Raw genomic sequence first — 26602 nt, 5'->3', positions numbered from 1 at the left:
TTATGTATTTAAGATTTAATAACTAAAGAATTTAATAAATTGCTCCGAGAACATTATCGGTCATAGCAAGCAACTAAATTAAGAAGTAAAGAGAATGAATTATTTTAAAAGTACCCTTTTAATAGCAAGTAGTCTATTGATAGGTTGCTCTTCATTACCCCAAAAAGAGCAAACAACCCACATCACTCCTAACCAAGCGTATAGCTTCCCAATAGATGAGAGCTGGAAAGAGTTATCGATTAGAGAAAAAGTAGGGCAAGTGATCTGCTTTAATTATTCAGAAAAAGACATTGAAAAATACGGCAATGGAAGTATTAAAACTTTTCTATCCAAATACCCTATTGGATCTTCCTTTCTTGCCAATTGGAGTGTTGGTACTTCACCTGAAAAGTTTCAATCCATAGCAAAAGAACTACAAAAAAATAGCAAATACCCTTTGTTACTTTCAGAAGATTTTGAATCGGGTCTTGGAGAGGTAATTAAAGAATATACATACCTTCCTGGTGAAATGTCTTTAGGTGCAGCTCAGTCACCCGAATTAGCTCATCAATTTGGGAAAGTTTTAGCTACTGAAGCCAGAAGTTTAGGTATAAATTGGGTACTAAACCCTGTGGCAGACATTAACCTTAATCCTTCTAATTTTTTAACTAATTCAAGGTCAACAGGAGACCAAACAGAAGTAGCCATTAAAGTGCTACCACATCAAATTAATGGACTCCAAAGTAATGGTGTTGTAGCCACTGCGAAGCACTTTCCAGGAGATGGAACAGATGTTATCAATCAACATTTTGCAACTTCTTCTATGCAGCTGTCTATGGATGAATGGTATCAAGAACATGGTAAAGTATTTCAGACTGTAATTAATGAAGGTGTACAGGCAATTATGCCAGGCCATATTACATTTCCAGCATATCAGAAAGAACAAGTAGATGGAGAATACCTTCCTGCGACACTCTCTTCTGAACTTTTACAAGGATTATTGAAGAAAGAGATGGGATTCAATGGAGTTGTTGTTTCTGATGCACTCAATATGGCAGGGATCACGAATTATTACCCAAATCAATTAGAGACTGAAGTTGCCTGCTTCGTTGCGGGTTGTGATATCCTTTTATGGCCCTCTTTAGCTACTATGGATACTATTGTTGCAAGAGTGGAAAGAGGAATTATTACCATGGACAGGCTAGATGATGCTGTACAAAGAGTTTGGAGAATAAAAACCCAGCAAGGATTATTTAATAAAGACTATCAAGCATGTAAAAACATCACTAAAACTACCTTATTGGAGAATAAGCAAACTGCTCAAAAAATTGCCGATAAAGCCATCACACTTATCGCCAATAAACATGATGTCTTACCAATTAAGTCAGATGAAACTCCTTCTCTATTATTCGTTTACGTAAGTCAAAATACTATCAAAAGTAAATTCAAGACTTTAAAAAATGAACTTCAGGAAAGAGGATATAAAGTAGATGAAAAAGTTGGTCTATCATATTTTGCTAATGCGGGTAAACTTCAAGAAGTGAACAACACTTATGATAAAATTCTATTTATATATCATTCAAAACCTAATGCACCTTGGGGTTCACTATTATTTAATGGCGATGAAGCCCTCAGCATGTGGTCATCAAATATGTTACCACGAAATAAGGTAGTATCTATTGGTGTTGGAGATCCTTATAAAAATATCTTATACCTACCACAAATATGGAGTCGTATCAATGTATACAATGATGATCCATACAGTCAGAGGGCTATTGCTAAAGCTATAAATGGAGAGATTACCATGAACGAACACTCACCTGTACTGCCACAAAAAGTAAAATCTATTCAATAAAAAAAGGTTGCTGAGGACTCATCTTCAGCAACCTTTTATGTTATATCAATATTGATTATTCTTTGCCATCAACATAATCCTGTAAGTAACTAAACTTAGGAGTAAGTTGTTTACCATGTGTGATTGTAGCTCTTTCAATAATCCCTTTATCTTCGATAAATAAATCTTCCAATACGTTATCAATCATCTGACGACCAAATGATTCAGAAGCATCCCTTGGCAATTCGTTTGGCAAATTGTCTACTGCCATTACCGTAATGTTATCTTCTGAAGACAATGCGGCTTCCTCTTTACCTGTTTTAGGATTGAAATCATATAAAGGATCTGCAATTGTAGACGGACGGACAGTAGAAGGAATAGAACCTTCAATATCACATGTCACATCGGCAATTACTTTAATTTTAAAATCATCCTTTTTCATATCTTCTTTTGTGAACAAGACTGGAGCAGCAGGGTGCCAAAATGCACCAGCAACCAACATGTCTGCTACAGGAAGAAAATCTCCAAAAGTAGAGTTAAAATCATCTGGGTTAGCATAAAAATCTTTGATTTCGAAAGGAGTATTGTCTTTCTTCACATGGTAGTCTTTTGATCTTAACTGTACAAATACAGGCTGACCAAAAGATTCATTAATAAAGTCTTCTCTGCTTACCTTTTTAATTCCAGCGGCCAATAATGTTTCTACGGCACCATTAGCTACTCGACCACTACCTGTAAGAACAATTTTATAGTCTTGTGGCAGTTTCACTTTTTTACATTCGATCCAAAGTTCATTTAAGTCATGGCAAAGATGAGCGGGCTTTAAATCATAAGTCCCCATTCTTTTACCATAGGCTAACAAACCATTATAAGCACCAACTAAACCAGCAAAACGTCCAAAAGCAATAACTCTTGATCCATCTTCTCTTGTTAGTACTTCATAGTCCATAATATCGATATTATTGGACATGATCGCTCTTAATAATTCTCTGTTATATGGTTGTTTTTTGATAGTATGAGAGAAGAAGAAGTATTTTTTGTTTTCAACCAATTCTGGAATTGGCACTTCTTTGATTCCTAAAAGGATATCACAATCATCTACATTATCTACCACAGCAATACCTGCTTCCTGATATTCCTCGTCTTTGTAACAACGAATTGGGCTTTTTTGAACATAAATTTCAACATCAGGGTATTTCTCTAAAACTTCCTCACATTGTGCAGGCGTTAGAGCCACTCTTTTGTCTTCAGGTATTTTGCCTTCTTTTATGATTCCGACTTTCATGCTTATATGCTGTATTTGCAGTTAATTCCCTCTAAAAATTTGTCTTAGGACAGTGGGTGTAATAGACTGCGAAGATGTAAATAATTTATAAGACCCCCAACAAGAAGTCCAATATTGTAACATATTTTTTTAACTAAAAGTCTACTTTTTGTTATAAATCACTATGAAAATTAAATTTCACTCTGTTTCTATAGCTCTGGAATAAAGCGATCTACATAACCTTGCAGTCCTATTTTCGTTCCCAACTCAGTAGGTACAAACTGCCATCCGTCACCATCTCTTACCAGTTTAGCGAACTCCACTTCTGTATCATCACTAAACTCTGCATCTAAATCATAATGAAGAATCTCTCCTCCTGTTTCCAAGTCGATCATTCTAATATAAGCTTCTTCAAGGTTACCGAAATTATGTCTCCTAGCTTGTGCATCATAAATGCTTACCACAAAACGTAATTCATGTACCATTGGACTTATATATGGAAGGTTAAGTAAAATCTCTTCGTCATCTCCAATTCCATCTCCTGTTCTGTTGTCACCTTTATGACGTACCATTCCATCGGGTGACTGAAGGTTGTTATAAAACACAAAGTATTCATCACTAGGTAGTTTTTTATCTTTACCCAACATAAAAACAGAAGCATCCAAATCGAGTTGCCCGCCTTTTCGTACTTCCCAACCTAAACCTACTTTCACTTTAGTAAGCTTATTTGCAGCTACTTCCTGTAACTTTATTCCTTTGCCTTTTTTTACAATCTTCGTTGCCATAGAATCAGTAAAGTTTACGCTATCTTTTGTAACTTATAGAAACGATTTATCTACCAATCATAAAGATAAACCACAATAAAGTTAAACAACACATTTACTATACCAAACAAACACATGATTAGCTTCTGGGAGAAAGACAGCTTTATTCAATACGACTTGATTATTGCAGGTAGTGGTATTGTAGGCTTAAGCACTGCTATTGAATTTAAAGAGAAAAACCCTTCGAAATCAGTCCTAATTTTAGAAAAAGGGATTTTTCCGACTGGGGCAAGTACAAAAAATGCAGGTTTTGCCTGTTTTGGAAGCCTTACCGAAATCATTGACGATCTACAGCATTATAGTGAGGATATTGTTTTAAGTACTGTAGAGAAAAGGTATAAGGGTCTGGAAAAGTTAAAGAACCGGTTGACCAACTTTCCATTTGATTACCATCAATACGGTGGATATGAATTAATCAGTAATGAACAATTACATTACTTAGATCAACTACAAGAAGTCAATAAATTATTAGAACCGATTTTTAAAGCACCCGTTTTTTTAAACGTGAGTGATAAAATCGCAGCATTCAAGTTTTCAAATGCCCATGTCCAACAATTACTTTTCAATCAGTTTGAAGGGCAAATCCATACCGGAAAAATGATGAAAGGTCTTTTAAGTAAAGCAAGACAATTAGACATTGAAATTATAACGGGGGTAGAAGTCATTGATTTCTATGATGAAGAAAACAGAGTCATTGTACAGGCACATCATGAATTACAAAAAGTTGATTTTTATTCTGAACAACTTTGTATTTGTATCAATGGGTTTACCAACCGTTTATTACCTCAACTTAACGTCAACCCAGGAAGAGGTCAGGTTTTAATAACCTCCCCTATTCAAAATCTTCCTTTTAAAGGCACTTTCCATTATGATCGAGGCTACTATTATTTTAGAAACGTTGGAGATCGTGTCCTTTTTGGCGGAGGCAGACATCTCGATTATGAAGGAGAAACTACAACATCTCTTCAAACGACTCCATATATTCAACAGCAATTAGAATCTTTATTAAAAGAAGTTATTCTACCTAAAAATGATTTTACAATAGATATGAGATGGTCTGGAATTATGGGATTTGGGGACCAAAAGGCTCCTATTGTTAAGTTATTATCAGATCGAATCGGTATAGGAGTTAGAATGGGAGGAATGGGAGTTGCTATTGGTTCTGAAGTGGGAACCCAATTAGCAGGCATCATGTAAAAACAATTTAATTATGTTCAAGTTTTAATAATTATGATGCATATTGCAACGCATTAGTAGATGAAAGAGCATTCATCAACACGCAAATAATAAACTTTAGTTCAAATAAACATCTCAGTTTCAGCAATGTCACACGTTATTTTAACGCACAGAATTGTAGTAAGTCTTTTTTTCCTTATCTACTTAATTAAGACGATTTTACTTTTTGTAAATCAAGGGTCATTCGAGAAGTTTCGTAAAGTGATCAAAGTACCAGAAATGATCGTTTCATTTTCATTTTTGGCTACAGGCTTATATATGATATTCGCTTCGGATATTGTCATCTCAACTGCATTATGGATTAAATTCGGCTTAGTGGTGGCCTCTATTCCATTAGCAGTAATTGCGACAAAGAAGAGCAACAAGGTTATGATGTTAGGTTCATTATTATGCTTAACAATGGCTTATGGAATGGCAGAAATGCACAAAGCTAAGCAACGTAAAGCAATGACTAACGCACCTGCTGTAGAAGTATCTTCAGAAGGTCTAACAGAAATAGAAAAACAAGGTCAAAAAGTATATGGAAAAACTTGTTTAAGTTGTCATGGACCAAACGGTGATGCACAAAGAAGTGGTGCTGCAAAATTATCTGAAAGCGAATTAGATCTTGACGGTATTAAAAATGTTGTAAGAAACGGTAAAGGTGTTTACATGCCAGAATACAACAAAACTCAGATCAGTGATTCAGATTTAGAGGCATTGGCTAATTATGTGTTAACACTAAGAAAGTAGCACAAAAAATTTATTGCATTTTTAGATGTTATCTCTATCTTTGTGACAACATCATGGAAAGCATCTAGAAGGGAGCGAAAATCGTCTCCCTTTTTTGTTTGTCATTTTTTCTTAAAAACGGAAATGATCACCATTAAATCATTGACTATCAAATAAAAATAATTGATATTCATTCCACATTAAGAAAAGCTTGATGTTGTTTTCTGAAAAGATTTCAATAATTGAAGAAAAAATAATGGATTTAGCTGCACAAATAAGAGAAATCGCTGAGCAAAACTTACCTGATGAATCAACTTTCATTGTGAAAATTGAAGCAAAAGGCATGCGACGCTTAAAAGTGCTCATCATTTTAGATGGAGACAATGGAGTAACAATCGAACAAGTTACTTCTGTTTCAAGAGCTGTAGGTAGAGAGCTTGATGAAAGAGAGCTAATCAAAGATGAGTATACTTTTGAAGTTACTTCTGCAGGAGTAGGTGAACCTCTTGAATTACACCGTCAATACGTTAAAAATATTGACCGTAAGGTAAAAGTAACTCGTAAAAACGATACTAAGTTTACTGGAAAGCTAAAAGTAGTCAATGAAGAAAGCATTATTATTGATGCTGAAATCAAAGAAAAAGGAAAAAAGAAAGTAGAAATTAAAGAGATGGAAATTCCTTTCTCAGATATCGAACAAACGGTAATTGAGGTTTCTTTCAATTAATTTTTACACATAAAACATAACAACAAAACATTTGCAGATATGAACAGTTCAGAATTAATCGAATCGTTTAAGGAATTTGCCAAAATGAAAGGCATTGACCGTCCTACTATGATCAAAATCCTAGAGGATGTATTCAAAACAATGATTCGTAAGCAATATGGCGATGACGCTACATTTGACGTAATTATTAACGTTGATGCTGGTGACTTAGAAATCTGGAGATACCGTCAAATTGTCGCTGATGATGCTGAGGACTTTGATGCTCAGACTCAAATTCATTTAACTGATGCAAAGAAAATCGAAGAAGACTTCGAGGTTGACGAGGAAGTAGCTGAAGCAGTAGAAATTGATTTCTTCGGTAGAAGAATGGTTCAAACTGCTCGTCAGACACTAATTCAAAAAGTAAAAGATTTAGAAAAGAAAGTTCTTTTCGATCAATATAAAGAGCGTGTTGGTGAATTAATCATGGGTGAAGTATACCAAACTTTACACAGAGAGTTTATCATCATCGACCAAGATAACAACGAATTATCTCTACCAAGAAACGAGATGATTCCTAAAGACCGTTACAGAAAAGGTGATCATATCCGCGCTGTAATTGATAGAGTAGAAATGAACAATAACAACCCTAAAATTGTATTGTCTCGTACTTCTCCTCTATTCTTACGTCTTTTATTTGAAAACGAAGTACCTGAAATTTTTGATGGTTTAATCGCTATCAGAAACATTGTACGTGAGCCAGGTGAAAGAGCAAAAGTATCTGTAGAATCTTTCGACGAAAGAGTTGACCCTGTAGGTGCATGTGTAGGTATGAGAGGTTCTCGTATTCACTCTATCGTACGTGAGTTACAAAACGAAAACATTGATGTTATCAACTACACTGAGAACTTAGACTTAATGATCCGTAGAGCATTAAGCCCTGCTCATATTGCTGGTATTAAAATCAATGACGAAGAGAAGCGTGTTGAAGTAACTTTACCTCAAGATCAAGTTTCATTAGCTATTGGTAAGAATGGCCAAAACATCAAGTTAGCCTCTAAATTAGTTGGTTACGAAATCGACGTATTTAGAGAAATCATGGAAGGTCAAGATGACGACATGGACTATGATGTAATGGAATTCAACGATATGTTTGATGACTGGATGTTAAATGAATTCAAGCGTATTGGTTTAGATACTGCAGGTGCCGTTCTTGACCACACCGTTACAGAGCTTGAGCGTAGAACTGAACTTGAAGAAGAAACTATCATTGCTATTATGGAAGTGATGAAGAGACAATTCGAGGAAGACCAAAAAGGTGGTAACGGTAGAGCTCAAAACAATGCCAATCAAGACGATGAAGATTTAGAAGATCTTATCGACTACTCTGATGACATTGAAGAGTACGAAGAAGCGGATACAAAAGAAAATGCAGTGAGCCTTGACCAATACAAAAACGTAATTGAAGAGTGGATTATCGATGAATTCAAAAATGTTGGTTTAGCTACAGTTATCGATGTAACATCTTTAACAAGAGAAGAAGTGATCGAAAAAACAGATTTAGAAGAAGAAACAGTTGATGAAGTATTAGCTGCTATCAAAAAGTAATCTCTAAATTCTCCGTTTTTTAGATAAAAAATATTTTTTGAAGGAGGTTATTAATAAAAATGACCTCCTTTAATTATGTTATTCCAACAATTTGTAAGCAGAAAGAGGGCTGAAAATTCTATTTTTGTATTATAAATTGGAATATTAACTATAATAAGTGCAAAAAGGTCGATTTGATTTGCAATTAAATTTAAGTTTTAAGAAAGTAACTTATATCTTTGCAATCTAGAAGTGTTAATATGTAAAGTTCGTCATAAAACACTTTGTCAAGCTTTAAGCTTATTATTGATTAATTGCTGTGATAGCAATAGGTTACGAACAAAGTATTACGAAAAGGATTATATGGCAGATCAAAAGATGATCAGATTAGGCCAAGCGGCCAAAAAATTAAACGTAGGACACTCGACCTTGATCGAGCAGCTGAAGAAGAAGAACATTGAAATTGAATCTTCATCTCCAAATGCTAAGATCACAGAAGAGCAATTTGCTTTGCTTAAGAAAATGAATGCCAAGTCTATGCAAGACAAAGAAGAGGCATCACAAATCTCTATTTCTTCTAAAGTAGGGAATACAGTTATTGAGTCTAAAAAATCAAATAGACCAAAAACAACAGATAAGGAAGAGGATCATCTGATCATTAAAAACAGTAATCCTGATGAAAAAGCTGAGTCTGCTCCTTCTGCACCTAAAAAGGAAGAAAAGAAAGAAGAAAAAGCTGAATCGTACAGCGGAAGACCTAGCTTAAAAGTAGTTGGAAAAATTGATTTGGATTCTCAAAAGGCTAAATCTCAAAAACCAGCAAACAAAGCTCCTGAAAAGAAAGCAGAAAAAACTGCTCCAAAACCAGAAGCACCAGCTCCGAAGAAACAAGAAAACAAAGTTTCTACGCCTCCAAAGGCTAAAGAAACGCCAAATAAACCGGCTCAACCAGAACAGCCTAAAGCTACTCCAAAGAAAGAAGAGCCAAAAGCTCAGCCAAAACCTGAGCAACCTACTGAAAAAGTGAAAAAGAACGAAAACAAAGAAAAAGCTGCACCGAAGCAAGACGAAAAGGTAGCTAGCAAAGCCCCTGCTAACGAAGCTCAGCCTTCTGCAGATGCTAAAAAGGAAGACGCTGCTATCAGTGCTAAGGCAGACGAGTTAAAAGGACTTACTGTAGTAGGTAAAGTCGATCTTTCTTCTTTTGAAAACAGACGTAAGAAAAAACAACGTCCTGTTGCTTCTTCTGATGACCAAGGTGGCCAAAAGAAACAACGCAAGAAGAAAAGAGTTCCTGTAGGAAATTCTGAATCTGGAGCTAAACAAGGCGGTGGCCAAGGTGGCAATAGAAACCAAGGCGGTAATAGAAACCAAGGTGGCCAAGGTGGTAACAGAAACCAAGGTGGTCAAGGCGGTAACAGAAACCAAGGTGGCCAAGGTGGTAACAGAATCCAAGGTGGTCAAGGTGGTAACAGAAACCAAGGTGGCCAAGGCGGTAACAGAAACCAAGGCGGTCAAGGTGGTAACAGAAACCAAGGTGGCCAAGGCGGTAACAGAAACCAAGGTGGTAACCAAGGCGGCAACCAAGAAAAAACATTCCGTAATGCTGATGCTACTTCTCAAAGAGGACAAGGTAGCAATAAGAAAGGAGGCAATAAGAAGAAGGGTAAACCTTCTGAAAAGGATATCCAATCAGGAATGAAGAGAGCGAACCAACAGTTGAACCAATCTGGTTTTAAATCAACTCGTGGTAAGCATAAACAAGCGAAGAAAAATAAACGTGAGGCTGAACAAGAAGCACGTTTACAAAGAGAAGCAGCTGAACAACATATCTTAACGGTTACTGAGTTCGTTTCTACAAACGACTTAGCAAACATGATGGATGTTCCTGTTGCAGATATCATCATGACGTGTATGAACAGTGGTATGTTTATATCCATCAACCAACGTCTTGATAAAGAAACAATTGAGTTAATCTGTGCTGAATTTAACTTCGAACCTAAATTCGCTTCTGCTGAAGAAGAAGTAGATGCACCTTTAGAAAAAGAAGATAAGCCAGAAGACTTACTTGAAAGAGCTCCAATTGTAACAATCATGGGTCACGTTGACCACGGTAAAACGTCATTACTTGACTACATCCGTGATGCAAACGTAGCTGATGGTGAAGCAGGTGGTATCACACAGCACATCGGTGCATACGATGTAACAACTAAGACAGGTAAGAAAATTGCCTTCTTAGATACTCCAGGTCACGAAGCCTTTACAGCGATGCGTGCCCGTGGTGCAAAAGTTACTGACGTTGCAATTATCGTTGTAGCTGCCGATGATAACGTGATGCCTCAAACAAAAGAAGCAATCAACCACGCATTATCAGCTGAAGTACCTATCGTTATTGCGATTAACAAGGTAGATAAGCCAAATGCGAATGTAGATAATATTAAAACTCAACTTTCAGCAATGAATATCCTTGTTGAAGATTGGGGTGGTAAATACCAAGCATTCGAAATCTCTGCGAAATTTGGTCAGGGTATCGATGAGCTTTTAGAAGGTGTACTTCTAGAATCTGAAGTATTAGAATTAAAAGCTAATCCTAATAAGAACGCTGTTGGTACTGTAGTTGAAGCATCATTAGACAAAGGTCGTGGTTACTTAGCTACTGTATTAGTACAAGCTGGTACAATGAAAGTTGGTGATGTAATGCTAGCTGGTGGTTACTATGGTAAAGTGAAAGCAATGCTTGACCATAGAGGACACAGAGTAGCAGAAGCTGGTCCTTCTACTCCAGTTCAGGTACTAGGTCTTTCAGGTGCACCTCAAGCAGGTGATAAACTGAATGTACTTGATACAGAACGTGAAGCAAGAGAAATTGCTAACAAGCGTGAGCAGTTATCACGTGAGCAAAGCTTAAGAGCTTCTCAACGTCCTAACTTAGACCTATTCAAGCGTCTTGCTCAAGGTGAGTTACAACAATTGAACTTAATCATCAAAGGTGATGTGGATGGTTCAGTGGAAGCATTATCAGATTCATTATTGAAACTGTCGAATGACGAAGTTGAAGTAAGAATTATCCACAAAGGTGTTGGTGCCCTTACTGAATCAGATATCCTTTTAGCTGCTGCCGATAAGGAGAACCCAACGATGATCATTGGTTTCCAAGTTCGTCCTACTCCAAATGCAAGAAAGCTAGCTGAGAAAGAAGGTATTGAAGTACGTCATTACTCAGTAATCTATAACGCTATCGATGATGTTAAAGCTGCCATGGAGGGTCTTCTTGAGCCAGATACGGAAGAGAAAATTGTTGGTAACGTTGAGGTTCGTGAAGTATTCAAAATCTCGAAAGTGGGTACTGTTGCAGGTTGTTACGTTACAGATGGTTACATCAAGCGTAACTCTAAAATCCGCTTAATCCGTGAAGGTGTTGTTATTTACGGTGGTACTGAAGGCGGAGAAATCGGTGCTCTTAAGCGTTTCAAAGACGATGTAAACGAAGTGAAATTCGGTTACGAATGTGGTCTTAGCATCGCAAACTACAATGATATCAAAGTTGGTGACGTTGTAGAAGCATTCGAAATCACAGAAACAAAACGTACGTTGAAATAATCCATCACGTACTCGTAATACTATTAAGACCGCTTGTTGCCAGCAAGCGGTCTTTTTTAATAAATGATATTTCAGTTTCTTCTAGAAAGAAAAAGGTCAAGTACTATCATAGAACTTGACCTTAATTATTTATACTATTAACTCATAATCTAAACACTTATGATTAAAGTAATTATAGTTCCTTTGGAAGAGTCTTTACTTAATGTACCATTTAATTGCTTTACCAGTGAATCTACAAGATGTAATCCAAAAGAAGTTCCATTAGATACGCTATTTTCCAACCCGATACCATTATCCATTACTTTAACGATTAATAGCTCTGATTCTTTCTTCACACTAATGATTAACTGAGGATTGTCGATTCCTTCAAAAGCATATTTCATTGCATTAGTCACCAATTCATTAACTATTAAGCCTAATGGAATTGCTTTATCAATATGTAATGGAATATCATCCACTTCAAATTGTGGCTGTAAAGAAGCATCAAAACTAAAAGTTAGATTTAGGACTAAATCTTCTAAGTAGTTTTTTAAATCAATATCTATATGTGCATCAGTCTGATATAATTTCTGATGGATCAATGACATTGCCTCTACTCTAAACCTTCCAGAGTCTATCGCTTTTACTGCAGGATGATCTCCTAATTGATTACTTTGAAGATTCAATAAGCTAGAAATCATTTGAAGATTATTTTTCACTCTATGGTTCAGTTCTTTTAGAAGAAGGGCTTTTTCTTCTTCCCTTTCCATTATAATATCTTTCTGCTGCTGTAATAACAGATTTGTTTTTTTTCTTCGCTTGGATTCATAGTTGAGATAAACTGATAGTGCAATAAAAATCATTGCAATTACAGCTGCACATATGGAAACATAAGATTTTAAAGCATCTTTCTGTTTTAATAATTCTAGCTCAAATGCTACTCGATCTAAATCAAATTGATGTTTTGCATCTTCTAGTTTCCTTAAACTCTCAATATTAATCAATGAGTCTTTGTATAAGATCATTTCCTCCTCAAAAAATAAAGCATCTTTATACTGCCCCTTATTTTTATAATATCTTACTAGTTCTTTAGAAATTTCTTTTACCTGTTCTTTCGCTTGTAGTTCTTTAAATACTTTATAGGATGTTAGGTACCTAGTTTCTAACCCTTCGGTTCTATGTTCTATCTCATCCAATTTTATCAATTCTACATTGTAGATTTCTGCATTTAAATCATCTCCATTGTTCTTGAGTTTAACTACCCCTTTTTTTAGATTGGTCTTTGCAATATCGTTTTCACCTAAAGCAAACTGTACCATACCAAGATTACCATATGCAAAGCCATCAATAACTTCAGATTTTGTTGCTTTATTGAGTGTTATTGCTCTGTTTAAATAAACCTTTGCACTATCATATTGCTTTAATAGGCGATAACATTCTCCAGTATTGTTGATCGTAAATATGTAATTAAGTTTTTTCTTGTTCTCAGGAAAGGTTCTGATTGCTTTTTTATAATACCTTATTGCCTCCTCATATTCATAAGTGGTATAATAGATCCCTGCCAATTGGGCATAGTTCAAACATTCATAATACTTATTATCTAGCCTAATATTTATCTGGGATGCTTCATTTAGTAATTCTATAGCCCTCAAATTGTTTCCTAGTATTCTATGAATATTACTTAGGTTTTCAATCGCTACACTTTTTTGATCATAGTCTTCTAACTCTTCTGCAAGTTGAATAGATTTTTCTAGATAGGGAATAGACTCTAAACTATTTAAATGATAACCAATACGATTATAATAGATCGCTAACGAATCTTTTGAAAGAGTCGATTCCTTTTCATTTAAGACGACAATTAGACTGTCTGCCTTATGCTTTGTTTGAGCATTAAGTGACAAACTTGTCGATATAATCAGTAATAGTAAGTGAAGTACGTTTGTAGTTTTCATATCAAAAAGTAACAGGTTTAGTTCTCGTAATGTAATGGAGAATAAATTAAAATGAAAAAAAAGGGATTGAAACCTTCATTTCAACCCCTTTTTTAGATAATTATTTTCTTTGCCTAGATTTCTTTGTTATCAAATACGACTGTATTTTTCACTTTAAGATCTGCTGACAACTTATCTATTTTCACTTTAAAGTCACCTTTTTCTACTGCTGTTTTAAGATCAGCTCTTACAAAAGCTAAATCTTTACCAGACAATGTGAATTTAATCGTTTTAGTTTCACCTGGCTTCAACTCTACTTTTTCGAATCTTCTTAAACGCTTATTGTCTGGTGTTACAGAAGCATATAAATCCGATGTATAAAGTTGTACTACTTCTTTACCAACCACTTCTCCAGTGTTTTTGACATCAACAGAAACTGTAAAAGTATCTTCTCCATTGATTTCATTTGAAGATAATGTCAAGTTAGCGTAATCAAAAGAAGTATAGCTTAAACCATGACCGAATCTCCATTGTAAAGGCATTGATGAATCATAATCATACATTCCTTCCATTTTTGTTGGAGCTTCTGATGGCTTATGATCATAAGTACCTAAAGCATTTGGATACATCGGATATGAGTATGGCAATTTACCTGAAGGGTTTACATCACCAACTAACACATCTGCTAATGCATCTCCACCAAAGTTACCTGGTAAGTATACATGTAATACCGCTTCTGCTTTATCAACAAATTGTGATACTAAGCGAGGACGACCTTCATTTAAAATCATCACAACTGGCTTACCTGTTTTAGCTAACTCTTCTGCTAACTTTCGTTGGTTTTGAGAAATATATAAGTCATGCAAGTTACCTGGTGATTCTGTATACGTGTTTTCACCTATACAAAGTAAAATGTAATCAACATCTTTTGCAGCCGCTACTGCAGCATCAATATCAATGTTTTGCTCTTCATAGTACTGACCATCGTTTTTATACTCAATACCAGCAGCGTATTTTACATTCTCTTTTCCTAACTTATTTTGAACTGCCTCTAAGATAGTATTGTATTCAGCTGCAAATTCATGAACCTTTTCACCTTGCCAAGAGTATGACCAGCCTCCATTTAATGTACGCATTGAATTAGCATTTGGTCCAGTTACTAATACTCTAGCATTTTTAGGTAAAGGTAATATATCGTTGTTATTTTCTAATAATGTAATAGATTCCGCAGCTGCTTTGTATGCATCTTTTTCAAATTCTTCGCTACCAAACCTAGGGTAATCTTTTACTTTAGGGTATGGAGTTTTGAATAAACCTAACTCTTCTTTTACCAATAAGATTCTTCTTACAGCATCATCGATACGTTCCATGCTTACCTCACCTTCCTTTACCAACTCAATTAAATTTGTTGTGAAGTTATAGTTGTAAGGAACCATTGCCATATCGATCCCTGCATTGATAGCCAATTTTACTGCCTCTTTGTGTGTTTCAGCAACTTTATCTCTGTTGTGAATATTTTCGATATCCGCCCAGTCAGTCACCACTAAACCTTGAAAACCTAACTCTTCTTTTAATAGTCTTGTGATTAACTCATAGTTAGCATGAACAGGAACACCATTAATGATACCTGAATTGATCATGATTGTATGAGCACCTGCATCAATAGCTGCTTTATAAGAAGGTAAGTAATGTTCTCTTAATTCAATTTCTGGTAAATAAGTTGGTGTTCTATCTTTACCTGATTTCTCAGCACCATAAGCAATAAAGTGCTTGATACAAGCCGCTACTCTAGTTTCATCAGATAAGTCATTGTTCTCACCTTCATAACCTTTAATCGCTGCCGCACCCATTTGAGATGTTAAATAAACATCCTCACCATAAGTTTCCCAAATACGTGGCCACCTAGGGTTTCTCCCCATATCCAATACTGGTGAAAAATCCCAAGGAATTGAACTTGCTCTAGTTTCGTATGCTGTTACTTCTGCTCCTCTTCTTGTTAACTCTGGATTCCAAGTTGCCCCCAAACCAATCTGTTGAGGGAAGAAAGTTGCCCCTGCAGTATAAGTAGTACCATGGATGGCGTCTACTCCGTATAAAACAGGAATACCAATTTCTTTCATGGCTTCATCTTGAATGGCAGAAATCACTTCATTCCACTTTTCAGGAGTTCTAGCTCTGTTGTTTGCAGTATTTAATACCGAACCAATTTTATACTTTCTAATTGCTTCTTGTAATAATTTAGTATCTACTGCTAATGGCTCATTACTTACATATGCATTTTCACCTACAGTGATTACATCTAATGTGATTTGAGTCATTTGTCCTACTTTCTCTTCTAAAGTAAGCTCTTTTAATATTTTCTCTACTTTCTCTTCCCTTGTTTCTTTCTTCTTATCTGGACGTTCAGAATCAGAAGTTTTTGCAATTGATGGTGAAGTTAATAATAGAGAAAGAATGCCGATAATTAGTAATTTATATTGCTTCATCTATTCAGGTATTGAAGTTTGTTTATTTAAAAACTGCCACTACCAAAAGGCAATGGCAGTTTTCTATTTAGTTTGTCTCAACAACTTACTGATTAGTAACCAGCATTTTGTTTTAACAATGGATTTAAGTCTCTTTCTGTTTGAGGAATCGGTTGGAAGCCTCTTTTAGAGTTATCGAAGTTGACAATAAAGTCTGCAGATGCTCCGATATCACCAGTAAGGTTCTGACCTGTTCCGTTTAAGTATTCATCTCCTTCTACTCTTGGACCTCTTAGAGTATATGAAGTAACACTTAATTCGTTGTTTACATAGTTGATATCACCTTTAGACCATCTTAATACATCAAAGTAACGATGACCTTCCAATGCTAGTTCTAATCTTCTTTCTTTCTTGATATCTTCTAAAGTGATACCACTCTTTGGTTGAAGATTCGCTCTTTCTCTCACTGGGTTGAAGTATTTACTAGGATCTTGACCCAATTCTACAGCCAACTCTGCACCTAATAACATGATATCTGCTAAACGGATATAGTGGTAGTTAACACTGTAGTTCAACTCTCTAGATCCAGCATCAGGGAAACGAGAGGTGTGTGTAGTAATCTTGTTGGTAAATAAACCTGAGTGGTTAAAGCTTGCACCTAATCCTCCACCTGCATCGATCAACTCTTCTGCAAGAACGATAGTACCGTGCATTCTTTCAAGATCTCCTTCTTCCATATAAGCTTCATATAGCTCTTGAGAAGGAATACCTATACCCCATCCACCAGCTAAAATTGGTGTACCTGGGTTCGCTTCACGATCACGAGGACCTGATTGGATACATTGATAATTACCTCTGAAGCTACCTCCCCAATCTGATGAACCTGTAGCTACATAAGGGAATTCAAATAATACTTCTTGGTTGAAATCTGCACTAATTGGAGAGTATAAGTCGCCATAGTTTTCGATCAACATTCTACCAGAGTTATTGATGATATCATCTACCATAGTTAATGCTTGATTAGCATCAATAGCAGCACCACCTTCAACAGGCATTGTTTGTTGGTTGTAGTATCCTGTGTAGAACATGAACATTTTCACCAATTCTGCCTTCGCTCCATATTTATCTAAACGACCTTGCTGACCATCTGAAATTCTTTCAGCCATCAACTCGATACCATCCATCATATCTTTTGCTGCTTGAGCATAAACAACACTTGGATCTGATTGTTCTACACCTTTCCAGTTTGTAGCGTCTAGAGGTTCAAGGATTAATGGTACGTTTTCGAAGTTTCTAAGTAATTCAAAGTAGAAGTGTCCTCTTAGGAACAATGCTTCTCCTTTGTAGTTTTTCTTATCTTCTTCCTCTGTTCCTTTAAACTCAATTAAGTCATAGTTGACTAATAAAGTATTGGCCCTTTGAATACCAGTGTAACACTTCGACCATACATTTGCGATTGTAGGGTTTGTAGTAGTGGTTTGGAAACGAGCCATTTCTTGGTATTCTCTCATGTCACCAATATTGGCAGCACCAGTATACATATCATCCGAAAGAACGTCTGATTGTAAGGCTACAGAATATGGGTAAGCAAAGATTACTTGAGAATAAATACCCATCAACGCTTGATAAGCTTCTGTTGATGTTTGGAAGAAATTAGAATCATCTACTTTGTTTGTAGGATCAACTTCCAAGAATTTTGTACATGATGTAGTCATCATTGATGATAATGCCACACCACCTGCAATTAATATATGTTTTAAATTCATTGTTTCAATAATTAGAATGTGACATTAAGACCAACTAAGTAAGAAGCTGCTACAGGGTAAGAACCTAAGTCGTAACCACTCCAAACACCTCCGTGACCGTTTTCAGGGTTAATTCCTGAGTATTCAGAGATAGTCACTAAGTTGTTACCTGAAGCATAAACTCTTAGTCTACCTACACCGATTTTCTCACAAGCTTTGTCACTGAAGTTATAACCTACTTGAATGTTTTGTAAACGTAGGTAAGAAGCATCCTCTAAGTGAACCATATCGTTCATCCAAGTGTAGTTCTTGTTTGTATCGTTGTGAGTGAATCTTGGCATGCTTGCATTCGGGTTCGAAGGCGTCCAAGAATCAAGGTATCTTGTAGGGTAGTTTTGTGTAGTCATTAAGTCAGGACGCATTGCAGCATTGATCATTTCGCCACCTGCTTGTCCTTGCCAGAACATTGAGAAATCAAATCCTTTGTATTCTAACTTAATTGTTAAACCGTAAGACCAATTGTGAACTGGAGAACCGATTGCTGTTCTATCATTTGCGTCGATTACACCATCACCGTTTGAGTCTACATATTGAATATCACCTGCTACTGCATTTTTACCATACATTTCGTTGTATGCATCTGCTTGAGCTTGAGATTGGAATACACCATCAGTTTTAAAACCATAGTATACTGGTAGAGACTCTCCTTCCATCATTACTAATTGACCATCAGTTTGGAACATTGTAGGACCGTAGATGATACCGTCTTCATTGTTTACATCCAATACTTTGTTGTCATTGTAAGCAAAGTTACCTGTGAAAGAGTACTTTAATTCACCTTCTCTATTTTGGTAAGTTAAAGCCATTTCAATACCTCTGTTTTGTACAGTACCCATGTTTGTGATTGGGTCTTGCATACCTACGTAATCAGGAATTGGTTGGTACCCTAAAAGGTCTTTACGTTGTCTTGAATAAACATCGATATTCGTTGTTAGCATGTCTTGGAAGAAACCTGCATCTAAACCGAAGTTAAATTCTTGAGCTGTTTCCCATTTCAAATCTGGGTTACCTGCTCTATCTACACCATAACCTGGCTGAGGGTTACCATCAGGTCCGATTGGATAAGCGTATGTAGGAGCAATTGCTTGCATATAACCGAATGCTTCAATCTTATCGTTACCTACCTGACCCCAAGCTGCTCTAAGTTTCAAGAAGTTGATAGTCTCTGAAGAAGATAAGAAATCTTCGTTTGATAATACCCAACCTGCTTGAACTGATGGGAAGAAACCATACTTATTGTTAGGACCAAAGTTTGAAGAACCATCATAACGCATTGTTGCACTTAACATGTACTTATTGTCGTAAGTATAACCTACTCTACCAAAGTATGATAATAATCTCTGGTCATAAGCTCCACCATTTGACTTTTGGTTATTGTCATCAGCACCATTACCTAAGTAACCATAATGCCATCCTGGTAATTGTAAGTTAGCTCTTGAACCTGACATGTCAATACCTGTTGATTGACGCATAGTCATACCTAAAACACCATTAATTTGATGCTTCTCATTGAAAGTACGATCATACATCGCTACGTTTTCCCATTGCCATGTCATGTAGTTGTTCATGTTTTGGCTCACTGATGAAGTTGCTACAGTGTTATTCGGGTTGTAGTAAGCTTCTGGAGTATAGTTTCTGTTTGACCATGAACCTTGATCGATACCAAAGTCAGTCTTAAAACGTAATCCTTCGATGTTTACTGGCTTATATTCTAAGAATACGTTACCAATTAATTTATTTGTAAATGATTCGTCGTTAGTATTCTCAAAACGAGCTAACGGGTTTACAATCTCTCTTAAGTCTTGGTCTGATACTGCATAGTATTGACCATTGCTATTTTTTACGGCGCCATTCTTAGTCTCTAACTCAGCAATTCTATTAGGATCAGTTTCGTATACTGGAGTTAATGGATCATGAAGTAATACGTTTTGGATTGAACCACCAAAAGCATTGTTTTCTTGGATACCACTTTGCTTTTCGTGAACGTACGTCATGTTAGCACCAGCAGTTAAAGACTTCGATAATTTGTGAGTACCGTTTAATCTAAAGTTGAAACGCTCATAATTCGACTTGTCAGGAGCAACAATACCGTCTTGTCCTAAGTAACCGAAACTCATTAAGTAAGTAGAGCTTTCAGAACCACCTGATGTTGAGATGTTATGACTTTGGATAGGAGCATTACCAAATGCTTCGTCTTGCCAATCTGTATCAGCTCTAGGATTAGCCATATCAGCTGCAGAGAATGGTTGGTCGTAACCTGCATTAGCAGCACCCATGTTATGGAACTCCATGTATTGTTGTGCATTCATCAAATCTGATGTTCTTGCAGCTGTTTGAATACCAAAGTAACCATCATATGTAATTCTTGCTTTACCTTCTTTACCTTTTTTAGTCGTAATCATTACAACACCGTTCGCACCACGAGCACCATAGATAGCAGAAGAAGCAGCATCTTTTAGTACTTCCATAGATTCGATATCATTCGGGTTCAAGAAGTTAATGTTGTCAACTTGCATTCCGTCAACTACATATAACGGAGAGTTATCACCGTTAGAACCTGTACCACGAACACGGATTTCAATTCCAGCACCTGGCTGTCCTGAAGTGTTTGTTACTAAAACACCTGGAGTTCTACCTTGTAATGCTTGAGAAGCGTTTGTAATTGGTGTTTCTGTAATTTCATCTGACTTCACTGATGCAATCGCACCTGTTACTACAGATTTCTTTTGAACACCGTAACCTACTACGATTACTTCTTCTAATTCTTCTAAGTCGTCTTCAAGAGTTACATTGATTGTACCTTGAGTACCAACTACAACAGTTTGTGATTTGTAACCAATAAATGAGAAGATAATACTTGTCTTTTCATCTTTGATATTTAATGAGTATTTACCGTCAAAATCTGTGATTGTTCCGATAGTTGTACCTTCGATTGATACGTTAACGCCAGGTAAAGGCATTCCATCACTTGCACCTTTAACAACACCCGATACCGTTCTTTCTTGTGCAATTACGTTTGCTCCGAAAATTAGCGATACGAACAAAGTTAAGATGAAGTGTTTACTAAGTAATGTTTTCAATTTCATTTAAAATTTCGTTGTTAGTAAAACACTGTGTGCGAAAACTCATATAGAGGATTCTAAAAATTAAAAATTAGGTTCACCAATAGTTTATTGCCTGCAGACAAGAGGTTGGTTTGCTTCTGCAATGTTACAAGGTTTAAGTGTAAAAAAATAACTTCCACAATCGTTTGCGCAATCATTTATCAATTAAAAAAAGAACATAAAACACTGTTACAGTTATGTTTACGCGTTGTTACTCGATTAAAAAAAATGTTTCCCAATCATTCAAAAAAAAATTGAAATTAAAATTGTTTAACAGATTAACAGAGCAACCAAAGTATTTTTAGTGTAGAATTCACGACAAAAAAAAGCCAAAGAAAACGTTATACATTCTCTTTGGCTTAGGTATAGTTGAATCGGTTATTATTATTTCTTTATTCTATTAAAATCTTTTTACTAACAGAATATCCTTCCTGTTCTAATACTAGAATATAAAACCCTTTTTCAAGATGGTTAATAGTAATAGAACCTACTTCCTCCTCCGTTTGGAACTGTAATACTCCCATAGTCGAATACAATTTCGCATTTGCTAATTCTCCGAAGTATAATGTTTCACCATTTTTTACTGGATTTGGATATATAGAAAAAGAAGAAAGGGTATCATTGGTACTTGAAATGATCTCATCCAAGATACCACAATCTCCATCGGTTGACAATTGCTCATCAGAAAGTGTTTGATTGGATACTTTAATATCACCAATCAATAAACCTCCTGCATTAGGCCCCGAAAAAAGTCCATGATTAATATACATTCTAATACCTCTAACTCTCGTTAAAGTATTTTCGAATTGATATGTATATGTTCTTACATTACAGTCTGCTTCTACATCATTTGGCAATAATCGTAATTGATCACCTCCAATTTCATCAAGATTAGCATCTAGTAAATAGATACCCATCGCATCAGGTAAAGTAGATGAAGAAAGCTTTAAAGCAATACTAAAGTTATTGTGTCCACTGAAATCATAAACTTCAGAAAAATAATAATCGATATAAGGGTTTTCTGATGGATCACTAACATCGAATTTCACCAAAGTCATGTCTCCATCTGCAGACACTTCGAATATCTCTGTAAAATCTTCTGGGATAGACCAATTAGAAACATCTGTATCCAATGATGGGAATAATGCTTCATCTTCTGATGGTGCTCCTTGTACCACAATAATGTCTTCTGATACATCATAAGTACTACAATTTCCTTGAACAGCAGCCTTAATTTCACCACCCACTGCATTATCACCAAACTCAACTGTGATTGTAGAAGCTGTGACGTCATCAGAAGTAATTGTTGCTCCTTCTGGTAAAGTCCAAGTAACAGTACCATCCAAACCACTCACCGAGTAAGTTTGCTCAGAATTTTTATCTACAACATTGTCCCCTGAGATCGAAAGTTCTCCTACTGTATTCTGATACACTCTTACATATTCAACTTCCATAGTTGCTGGTAAAGCTGTATCATCAGTAGGTCCGCCTGCTCCACCCCAATTACCGCCCATAGCGATATTTAATAGTAAGTGGAAACGCTTATCAAAAGGCCATTCTTTATATGTTCCTCTTTTAGGAAATGTAAAATACGTCTGATCGTCGTATCCTACGGTAATATTATCTTCTGTCCACTCTAATGTATAATCATGAAATGCAGTAGTAGCATCACTGATGGTTACCTTTTGGCCTTTTTGTGTATTCGAAGAATGGTTATAGGCCTCCGTATGTACTGTACCATGAACTACATTTTCTTCGTAACCAACATGCTCCATGATATCAATCTCACCACTTGATGGCCATCCACCATATTCCCAATCTGTTGGTAACATCCAAATAGCTGGCCAAGTACCCTGCCCTTTTGGTAATTTTGCTCTTACGACTACTTTACCATACAACCAATCTCCTTTATTCTTAGAAATTAATCTTGCAGAAGTATATGATTTTCCACCAAATGATTCTTTTCTAGCAGTAATCAATAGTCTACCTCCAGTCACTTGGGCATTAGATAGGTTATCTGTGTAATATTGGTCCTCGTTGTTACCCCAACCATTTCCACCAATATCATACCCCCATTTTTCCGAATCGGGAGCACCATTATAATCGAACTCATCATTCCATACTAATTCATAACAATCGTCTTGTGAAAAAGCTTGTTGAAATGAGAAAAAAGTAATGAATATAAAAAGTAGTTGTTTCATGTTTGTAATCATATAATTAGAAGAAGAGCAAAACAAAGTGTTCATTATTGTTTCTGGTAAACTCTAACATAATCTATATACATAGATTGAGGCCAAATGTTTTCATCTATACCTTTCATTCCTCCCCACATTCCGCCAACAGCAATGTTTAAAAGTAAATGAAAACGTTTATCAAAAGGCCATTGCTTATAGGTTTTATGTTCATTCTTAAAAGTAAAGTACTTCTGATCATCTACATAAACACTATATTCTTCAGGACCCCACTCAACGATATACTCATGGAAATTCGATTCTGCATCAGTAATCGCGATACTTTTTGTTTTGTTGGTCCCAATAGAATGATGGTAAGCCTCAGTATGGGCCGATGCATAGATACTATCTTTTTCGTATCCTACATGCTCCATAATATCGATCTCACCACTTTTAGGCCAATCACCGTACTCCCAATCTGTTGGAAGCATCCATATAGCTGGCCAAGTTCCTCGACCTGAAGGCAACTTTGCTCTCACAACAAACTTACCGTATAACCAATCTCCTTTTCCTTTGGAAATTAGTCTAGTTGAGGTATAATCGAATTTCTTATTGGATACAGGGTCTAAAAATTCTTCTTTTTCAGCAGTGATAATCAGGTTACCCTCACTGATTTTAATATTGTTAGGTCTAGCTTTAGTATAGGCTTGTAGCTCTTGATTTCCCCATTGCCATTTATTCCCTTCAATATCATAAGACCATTTAGAAGTATCGGGCATGGTTCCCTCATTAAACTCATCACTCCAAACTAATGAATATTCAGTAGCTTGAGTTGTTGAATTCTCTTTAGGTTTCTCACAAGAGATAAAAAGTAAAATAGGTGAAAAAAGAAGTAAAAGTTGTTTCATTCCTTAATGATTAGATTTAAAAAAGGGAGGTAACCAAGTTATACCCCCCTCTAACTTAAAGAAAGTTTGTGAATTAGTTCGACAGTTTATCAAACTTCTTTGTTTCACTTACGTTAAGGGAAACAGATTGATCATCGATCATGAATCTGAATTCGCCTTTTTCTACAGTCCAATTTAAATCCGCGTCCACAAACGCTAAATCTCTAGCTTTTAGGGTGAATACCACCTCTTGCGATTCACCAGCTTCAAGATTTATCTTCTCAAAACGTCTAAGACGTTTATTATCAGGAGTGATAGATGCATATAAATCTTTAGAGTACAATTGTACTACTTCCTTACCTGCTCTATTTCCTGTATTTTTTACTTTTACTTTAACCGTAAATTGTTCGTCTGGTCCAATATCTGATTTTGAGATTGTGATATCAGAGTAATCGAAAGTGGTATAACTTAATCCATGTCCAAAGGCATATTGTAAAGGAAGTGATGAGTTGTAATCATACATACCTTCCATTTTTTCTGATGCTTCAGATGGTTTATGATCGTATGTTCCTAAAGAGTTAGGATACATAGGATACGAATAAGGTAATTTACCCGATGGGTTCACCTCTCCCGATAAAATATCAGCTAATGCATCTCCACCAAAGTTTCCTGGAAGATAAGTATGAACTACTGCTGTCATTTCTGATTCAAATTGTGAAATCAAACGAGGACGACCTTCATTCAATACCAATACTACAGGCTTTCCTGTTTTTGCTAAAGCTTCAGCAAGTTTTCTTTGGTTTTGAGAGATATAAAGATCATGCAAGTTACCAGGAGTTTCAGTATAAGTGTTTTCTCCTAAGCAAAGTAGAATTACATCTGTACCTTCTGCCGCTTTTACTGCTGCATCGATATCGATATTTTTCTCTTCATAATACTGACCTTCGTGGTTGTACTCCACTCCAGCAGCAAACTTTACATTCTCTTTGCCAAACTTATTCTCAACGGCTTCTAAAATAGTATTGTAATCCTTAGCGAATTCCTCTACTTTTTCTCCTTGCCATGAATAAGTCCATCCGCCATTTAATGTTCTCATAGAATTAGCATTTGGTCCTGTAACCAAAAGCTTTGTTCCTTCCTTAAGTGGCAGAATATCTTTATTATTTTTTAATAAAGTGATTGATTCTGAAGCGGCATTGTAAGCAATTTTCTCATGCTTTTCGCTACCAAAATCAGGGTATTCTTTTACTTTTGGTGCTGGTTTTTCGAATAATCCCAACTCCATTTTTACAGTTAAGATTCTTCTTACAGCATCATCAATTCGAGACATTGGCACTTCACCTTCTTGAACTAATTCAATTAGATAATCAGCAAATTTGAAGTTGTAAGGTACCATAGACATATCGATACCAGCATTAATCGACTGTTTTACAGCTTCTTTATGTGTATCTGCTACTTTATCTCTATTGTGAAGGTTTTCAATATCTGCCCAGTCTGTTACTACTAGACCTTTAAAACCTAATTCTTCTTTTAATAATTCTGTAAGGAGTTTATAGCTAGCATGTACAGGTGTACCATTAATGATTCCTGAATTGATCATGATAGTATGTGCACCAGCATCAATTGCAGCCTTGTATGAAGGCATATAATGCTCTCTTAACTCCACTTCTGGAAGATAAGAAGGAGTTCTATCCTTACCAGATTTTTCACTACCGTAACCAATAAAGTGCTTGATACAAGCAGCTACTTTAGTTTCATCTGATAAATCATTGTTCACTCCTTCGTAACCATCAACCGCTGCTATTCCCATTTGGGACGTTAAATACACATCTTCACCATATGTCTCCCAGATACGAGGCCAAGCCGGGTTTCTACCCATATCCAGTACAGGTGAAAAGTCCCAAGGAATTGAACTCGCTCTTGTTTCATAAGCTGTTACTGCACACCCTTGTTTGTTTAAATCAGGGTTCCATGTAGCAGCCATACCAATTTGTTGAGGGAAGAAAGTTGCTCCTGCAGTATATGTAGTACCATGAATAGCATCTACACCATAAAGAACGGGTACTCCAATTTCTTTCATCGCCAGTTTTTGAATCTGTGTGATGACTTCATTCCATTTTTCTGGAGTTCTAGCTCTATTATTAGCAGTATTAAGCACCGAACCGATTTTATATTTTTTAATCGCTTCTTCTAATAATTTTTGATCGAGAGTTAGTGGTTCGTCACTTACAAAAACGTTTTCTCCTTTGGTGATAACGTCTAAAGTAATCTGTGTCATTTGACCTACTTTCTCTTCTAAAGTTAGTTCTTTAAGTATTTTATCTACTTTCTCTTCAGTAGACAACTTACTTTTGACGATATTTTCAATGTTGTTTTTTTGTACAGGGTCTACATCAGGTGAGTCGAATCCCAATAAAATAGAGCATAATGCTGCTGTTGCTAATCCCTTTCTCCAAGTATGTTTCATGCTATTATAAAATGCAGTAGTGATCTTTTCCCTATTTAGTTATCTCGTTAAA

14 protein-coding genes and 1 pseudogene are annotated in these 26602 nt (G+C 36.0%); 6 read left to right on the top strand and 9 right to left on the bottom strand.

Features of this window, described 5'->3' with window-relative positions:
* The first annotated feature begins 94 nt into the window (after window positions 1-94).
* Complete coding sequence (locus tag HGP29_RS03970) at window positions 95-1834, top strand: glycoside hydrolase family 3 protein (RefSeq protein WP_168881048.1); 1740 nt, start codon at window positions 95-97, stop codon at window positions 1832-1834.
* 55 nt (window positions 1835-1889) lie between these two features.
* On the opposite strand, the gene HGP29_RS03965 is transcribed toward HGP29_RS03970, so the two are convergent.
* Together HGP29_RS03965 and HGP29_RS03960 are read right to left on the bottom strand one after the other, a co-directional pair.
* A complete protein-coding gene (locus HGP29_RS03965) occupies window positions 1890-3098 on the bottom strand; it encodes an NAD(P)-dependent oxidoreductase (protein WP_168881047.1) in 1209 nt (402 codons plus the stop codon).
* A gap of 188 nt (window positions 3099-3286) precedes the next feature.
* Window positions 3287-3862, bottom strand: a complete 576-nt coding sequence (locus HGP29_RS03960) for a TerD family protein (RefSeq protein ID WP_168881046.1) — start codon at window positions 3860-3862, stop codon at window positions 3287-3289.
* Window positions 3863-3976: 114 nt separating this feature from the next.
* Here HGP29_RS03960 and HGP29_RS03955 point away from each other — a divergent pair, with 114 nt between their 5' ends.
* From HGP29_RS03955 to infB, 5 genes and pseudogenes are all read left to right on the top strand, one after another.
* Window positions 3977-5098 carry an NAD(P)/FAD-dependent oxidoreductase gene (locus HGP29_RS03955; RefSeq protein WP_168881045.1) on the top strand — a complete coding sequence of 374 codons (1122 nt, stop codon included), beginning with the start codon at window positions 3977-3979 and terminating at the stop codon, window positions 5096-5098.
* A 126-nt stretch (window positions 5099-5224) separates the two neighbouring features.
* The gene (locus HGP29_RS03950) at window positions 5225-5869 is read left to right on the top strand and encodes a c-type cytochrome (protein ID WP_168881044.1); all 645 of its coding nucleotides are present in this window, start codon (window positions 5225-5227) and stop codon (window positions 5867-5869) included.
* Between the two features lie 235 nt (window positions 5870-6104).
* Window positions 6105-6575, top strand: a complete 471-nt coding sequence (locus HGP29_RS03945) for a ribosome maturation factor RimP (protein ID WP_168881043.1) — start codon at window positions 6105-6107, stop codon at window positions 6573-6575.
* Window positions 6576-6614: 39 nt separating this feature from the next.
* Window positions 6615-7859 (top strand): annotated as a pseudogene (nusA, locus tag HGP29_RS03940) (transcription termination factor NusA); the annotation flags it as partial.
* 645 nt (window positions 7860-8504) lie between these two features.
* A complete protein-coding gene (gene infB, locus HGP29_RS03935; RefSeq protein ID WP_168881041.1) occupies window positions 8505-11741 on the top strand; it encodes a translation initiation factor IF-2 in 3237 nt (1078 codons plus the stop codon).
* A gap of 149 nt (window positions 11742-11890) precedes the next feature.
* Here infB and HGP29_RS03930 read toward each other — a convergent pair whose 3' ends face one another.
* From HGP29_RS03930 to HGP29_RS03900, 7 genes are all read right to left on the bottom strand, one after another.
* Window positions 11891-13672, bottom strand: coding sequence for a tetratricopeptide repeat-containing sensor histidine kinase (locus HGP29_RS03930; RefSeq protein ID WP_168881040.1), 1782 nt, complete (start codon window positions 13670-13672; stop codon window positions 11891-11893).
* Window positions 13673-13785: 113 nt separating this feature from the next.
* Window positions 13786-16137 carry a glycoside hydrolase family 3 N-terminal domain-containing protein gene (locus HGP29_RS03925; RefSeq protein ID WP_168881039.1) on the bottom strand — a complete coding sequence of 784 codons (2352 nt, stop codon included), beginning with the start codon at window positions 16135-16137 and terminating at the stop codon, window positions 13786-13788.
* Between the two features lie 92 nt (window positions 16138-16229).
* Window positions 16230-17882 carry a RagB/SusD family nutrient uptake outer membrane protein gene (locus tag HGP29_RS03920; protein WP_168881038.1) on the bottom strand — a complete coding sequence of 551 codons (1653 nt, stop codon included), beginning with the start codon at window positions 17880-17882 and terminating at the stop codon, window positions 16230-16232.
* Between the two features lie 11 nt (window positions 17883-17893).
* Window positions 17894-21007: a SusC/RagA family TonB-linked outer membrane protein gene (locus tag HGP29_RS03915; RefSeq protein ID WP_168881037.1), complete on the bottom strand. Its 3114-nt coding sequence runs from the start codon at window positions 21005-21007 to the stop codon at window positions 17894-17896.
* A 410-nt stretch (window positions 21008-21417) separates the two neighbouring features.
* The gene (locus tag HGP29_RS03910) at window positions 21418-23226 is read right to left on the bottom strand and encodes a family 16 glycosylhydrolase (RefSeq protein WP_168881036.1); all 1809 of its coding nucleotides are present in this window, start codon (window positions 23224-23226) and stop codon (window positions 21418-21420) included.
* Window positions 23227-23270: 44 nt separating this feature from the next.
* A complete protein-coding gene (locus HGP29_RS03905) occupies window positions 23271-24104 on the bottom strand; it encodes a glycoside hydrolase family 16 protein (protein WP_168881035.1) in 834 nt (277 codons plus the stop codon).
* Window positions 24105-24177: 73 nt separating this feature from the next.
* Complete coding sequence (locus HGP29_RS03900; RefSeq protein WP_168881034.1) at window positions 24178-26550, bottom strand: glycoside hydrolase family 3 N-terminal domain-containing protein; 2373 nt, start codon at window positions 26548-26550, stop codon at window positions 24178-24180.
* Window positions 26551-26602 lie beyond the last annotated feature (52 nt).

It is taken from the genome of Flammeovirga agarivorans (assembly GCF_012641475.1).
GTDB classification, from domain to species: Bacteria; Bacteroidota; Bacteroidia; order Cytophagales; family Flammeovirgaceae; genus Flammeovirga; species Flammeovirga agarivorans.
The sequence above is the reverse complement of the archived record's forward strand: the minus strand, read 5'-3'. Positions and strand labels throughout refer to the sequence as shown.

Bases quoted from the DNA above. Each gene is read 5' to 3' on its own strand.
- HGP29_RS03970 (WP_168881048.1), top strand. From the start codon at position 95: ATGAATTATTTTAAAAGTACCCTTTTAATAGCAAGTAGTCTATTGATA.
- HGP29_RS03965 (WP_168881047.1), bottom strand. From the start codon at position 3,098: ATGAAAGTCGGAATCATAAAAGAAGGCAAAATACCTGAAGACAAAAGA.
- HGP29_RS03960 (WP_168881046.1), bottom strand. From the start codon at position 3,862: ATGGCAACGAAGATTGTAAAAAAAGGCAAAGGAATAAAGTTACAGGAA.
- HGP29_RS03955 (WP_168881045.1), top strand. From the start codon at position 3,977: ATGATTAGCTTCTGGGAGAAAGACAGCTTTATTCAATACGACTTGATT.
- HGP29_RS03950 (WP_168881044.1), top strand. From the start codon at position 5,225: ATGTCACACGTTATTTTAACGCACAGAATTGTAGTAAGTCTTTTTTTC.
- HGP29_RS03945 (WP_168881043.1), top strand. From the start codon at position 6,105: ATGGATTTAGCTGCACAAATAAGAGAAATCGCTGAGCAAAACTTACCT.
- infB (WP_168881041.1), top strand. From the start codon at position 8,505: ATGGCAGATCAAAAGATGATCAGATTAGGCCAAGCGGCCAAAAAATTA.
- HGP29_RS03930 (WP_168881040.1), bottom strand. From the start codon at position 13,672: ATGAAAACTACAAACGTACTTCACTTACTATTACTGATTATATCGACA.
- HGP29_RS03925 (WP_168881039.1), bottom strand. From the start codon at position 16,137: ATGAAGCAATATAAATTACTAATTATCGGCATTCTTTCTCTATTATTA.
- HGP29_RS03920 (WP_168881038.1), bottom strand. From the start codon at position 17,882: ATGAATTTAAAACATATATTAATTGCAGGTGGTGTGGCATTATCATCA.
- HGP29_RS03915 (WP_168881037.1), bottom strand. From the start codon at position 21,007: ATGAAATTGAAAACATTACTTAGTAAACACTTCATCTTAACTTTGTTC.
- HGP29_RS03910 (WP_168881036.1), bottom strand. From the start codon at position 23,226: ATGAAACAACTACTTTTTATATTCATTACTTTTTTCTCATTTCAACAA.
- HGP29_RS03905 (WP_168881035.1), bottom strand. From the start codon at position 24,104: ATGAAACAACTTTTACTTCTTTTTTCACCTATTTTACTTTTTATCTCT.
- HGP29_RS03900 (WP_168881034.1), bottom strand. From the start codon at position 26,550: ATGAAACATACTTGGAGAAAGGGATTAGCAACAGCAGCATTATGCTCT.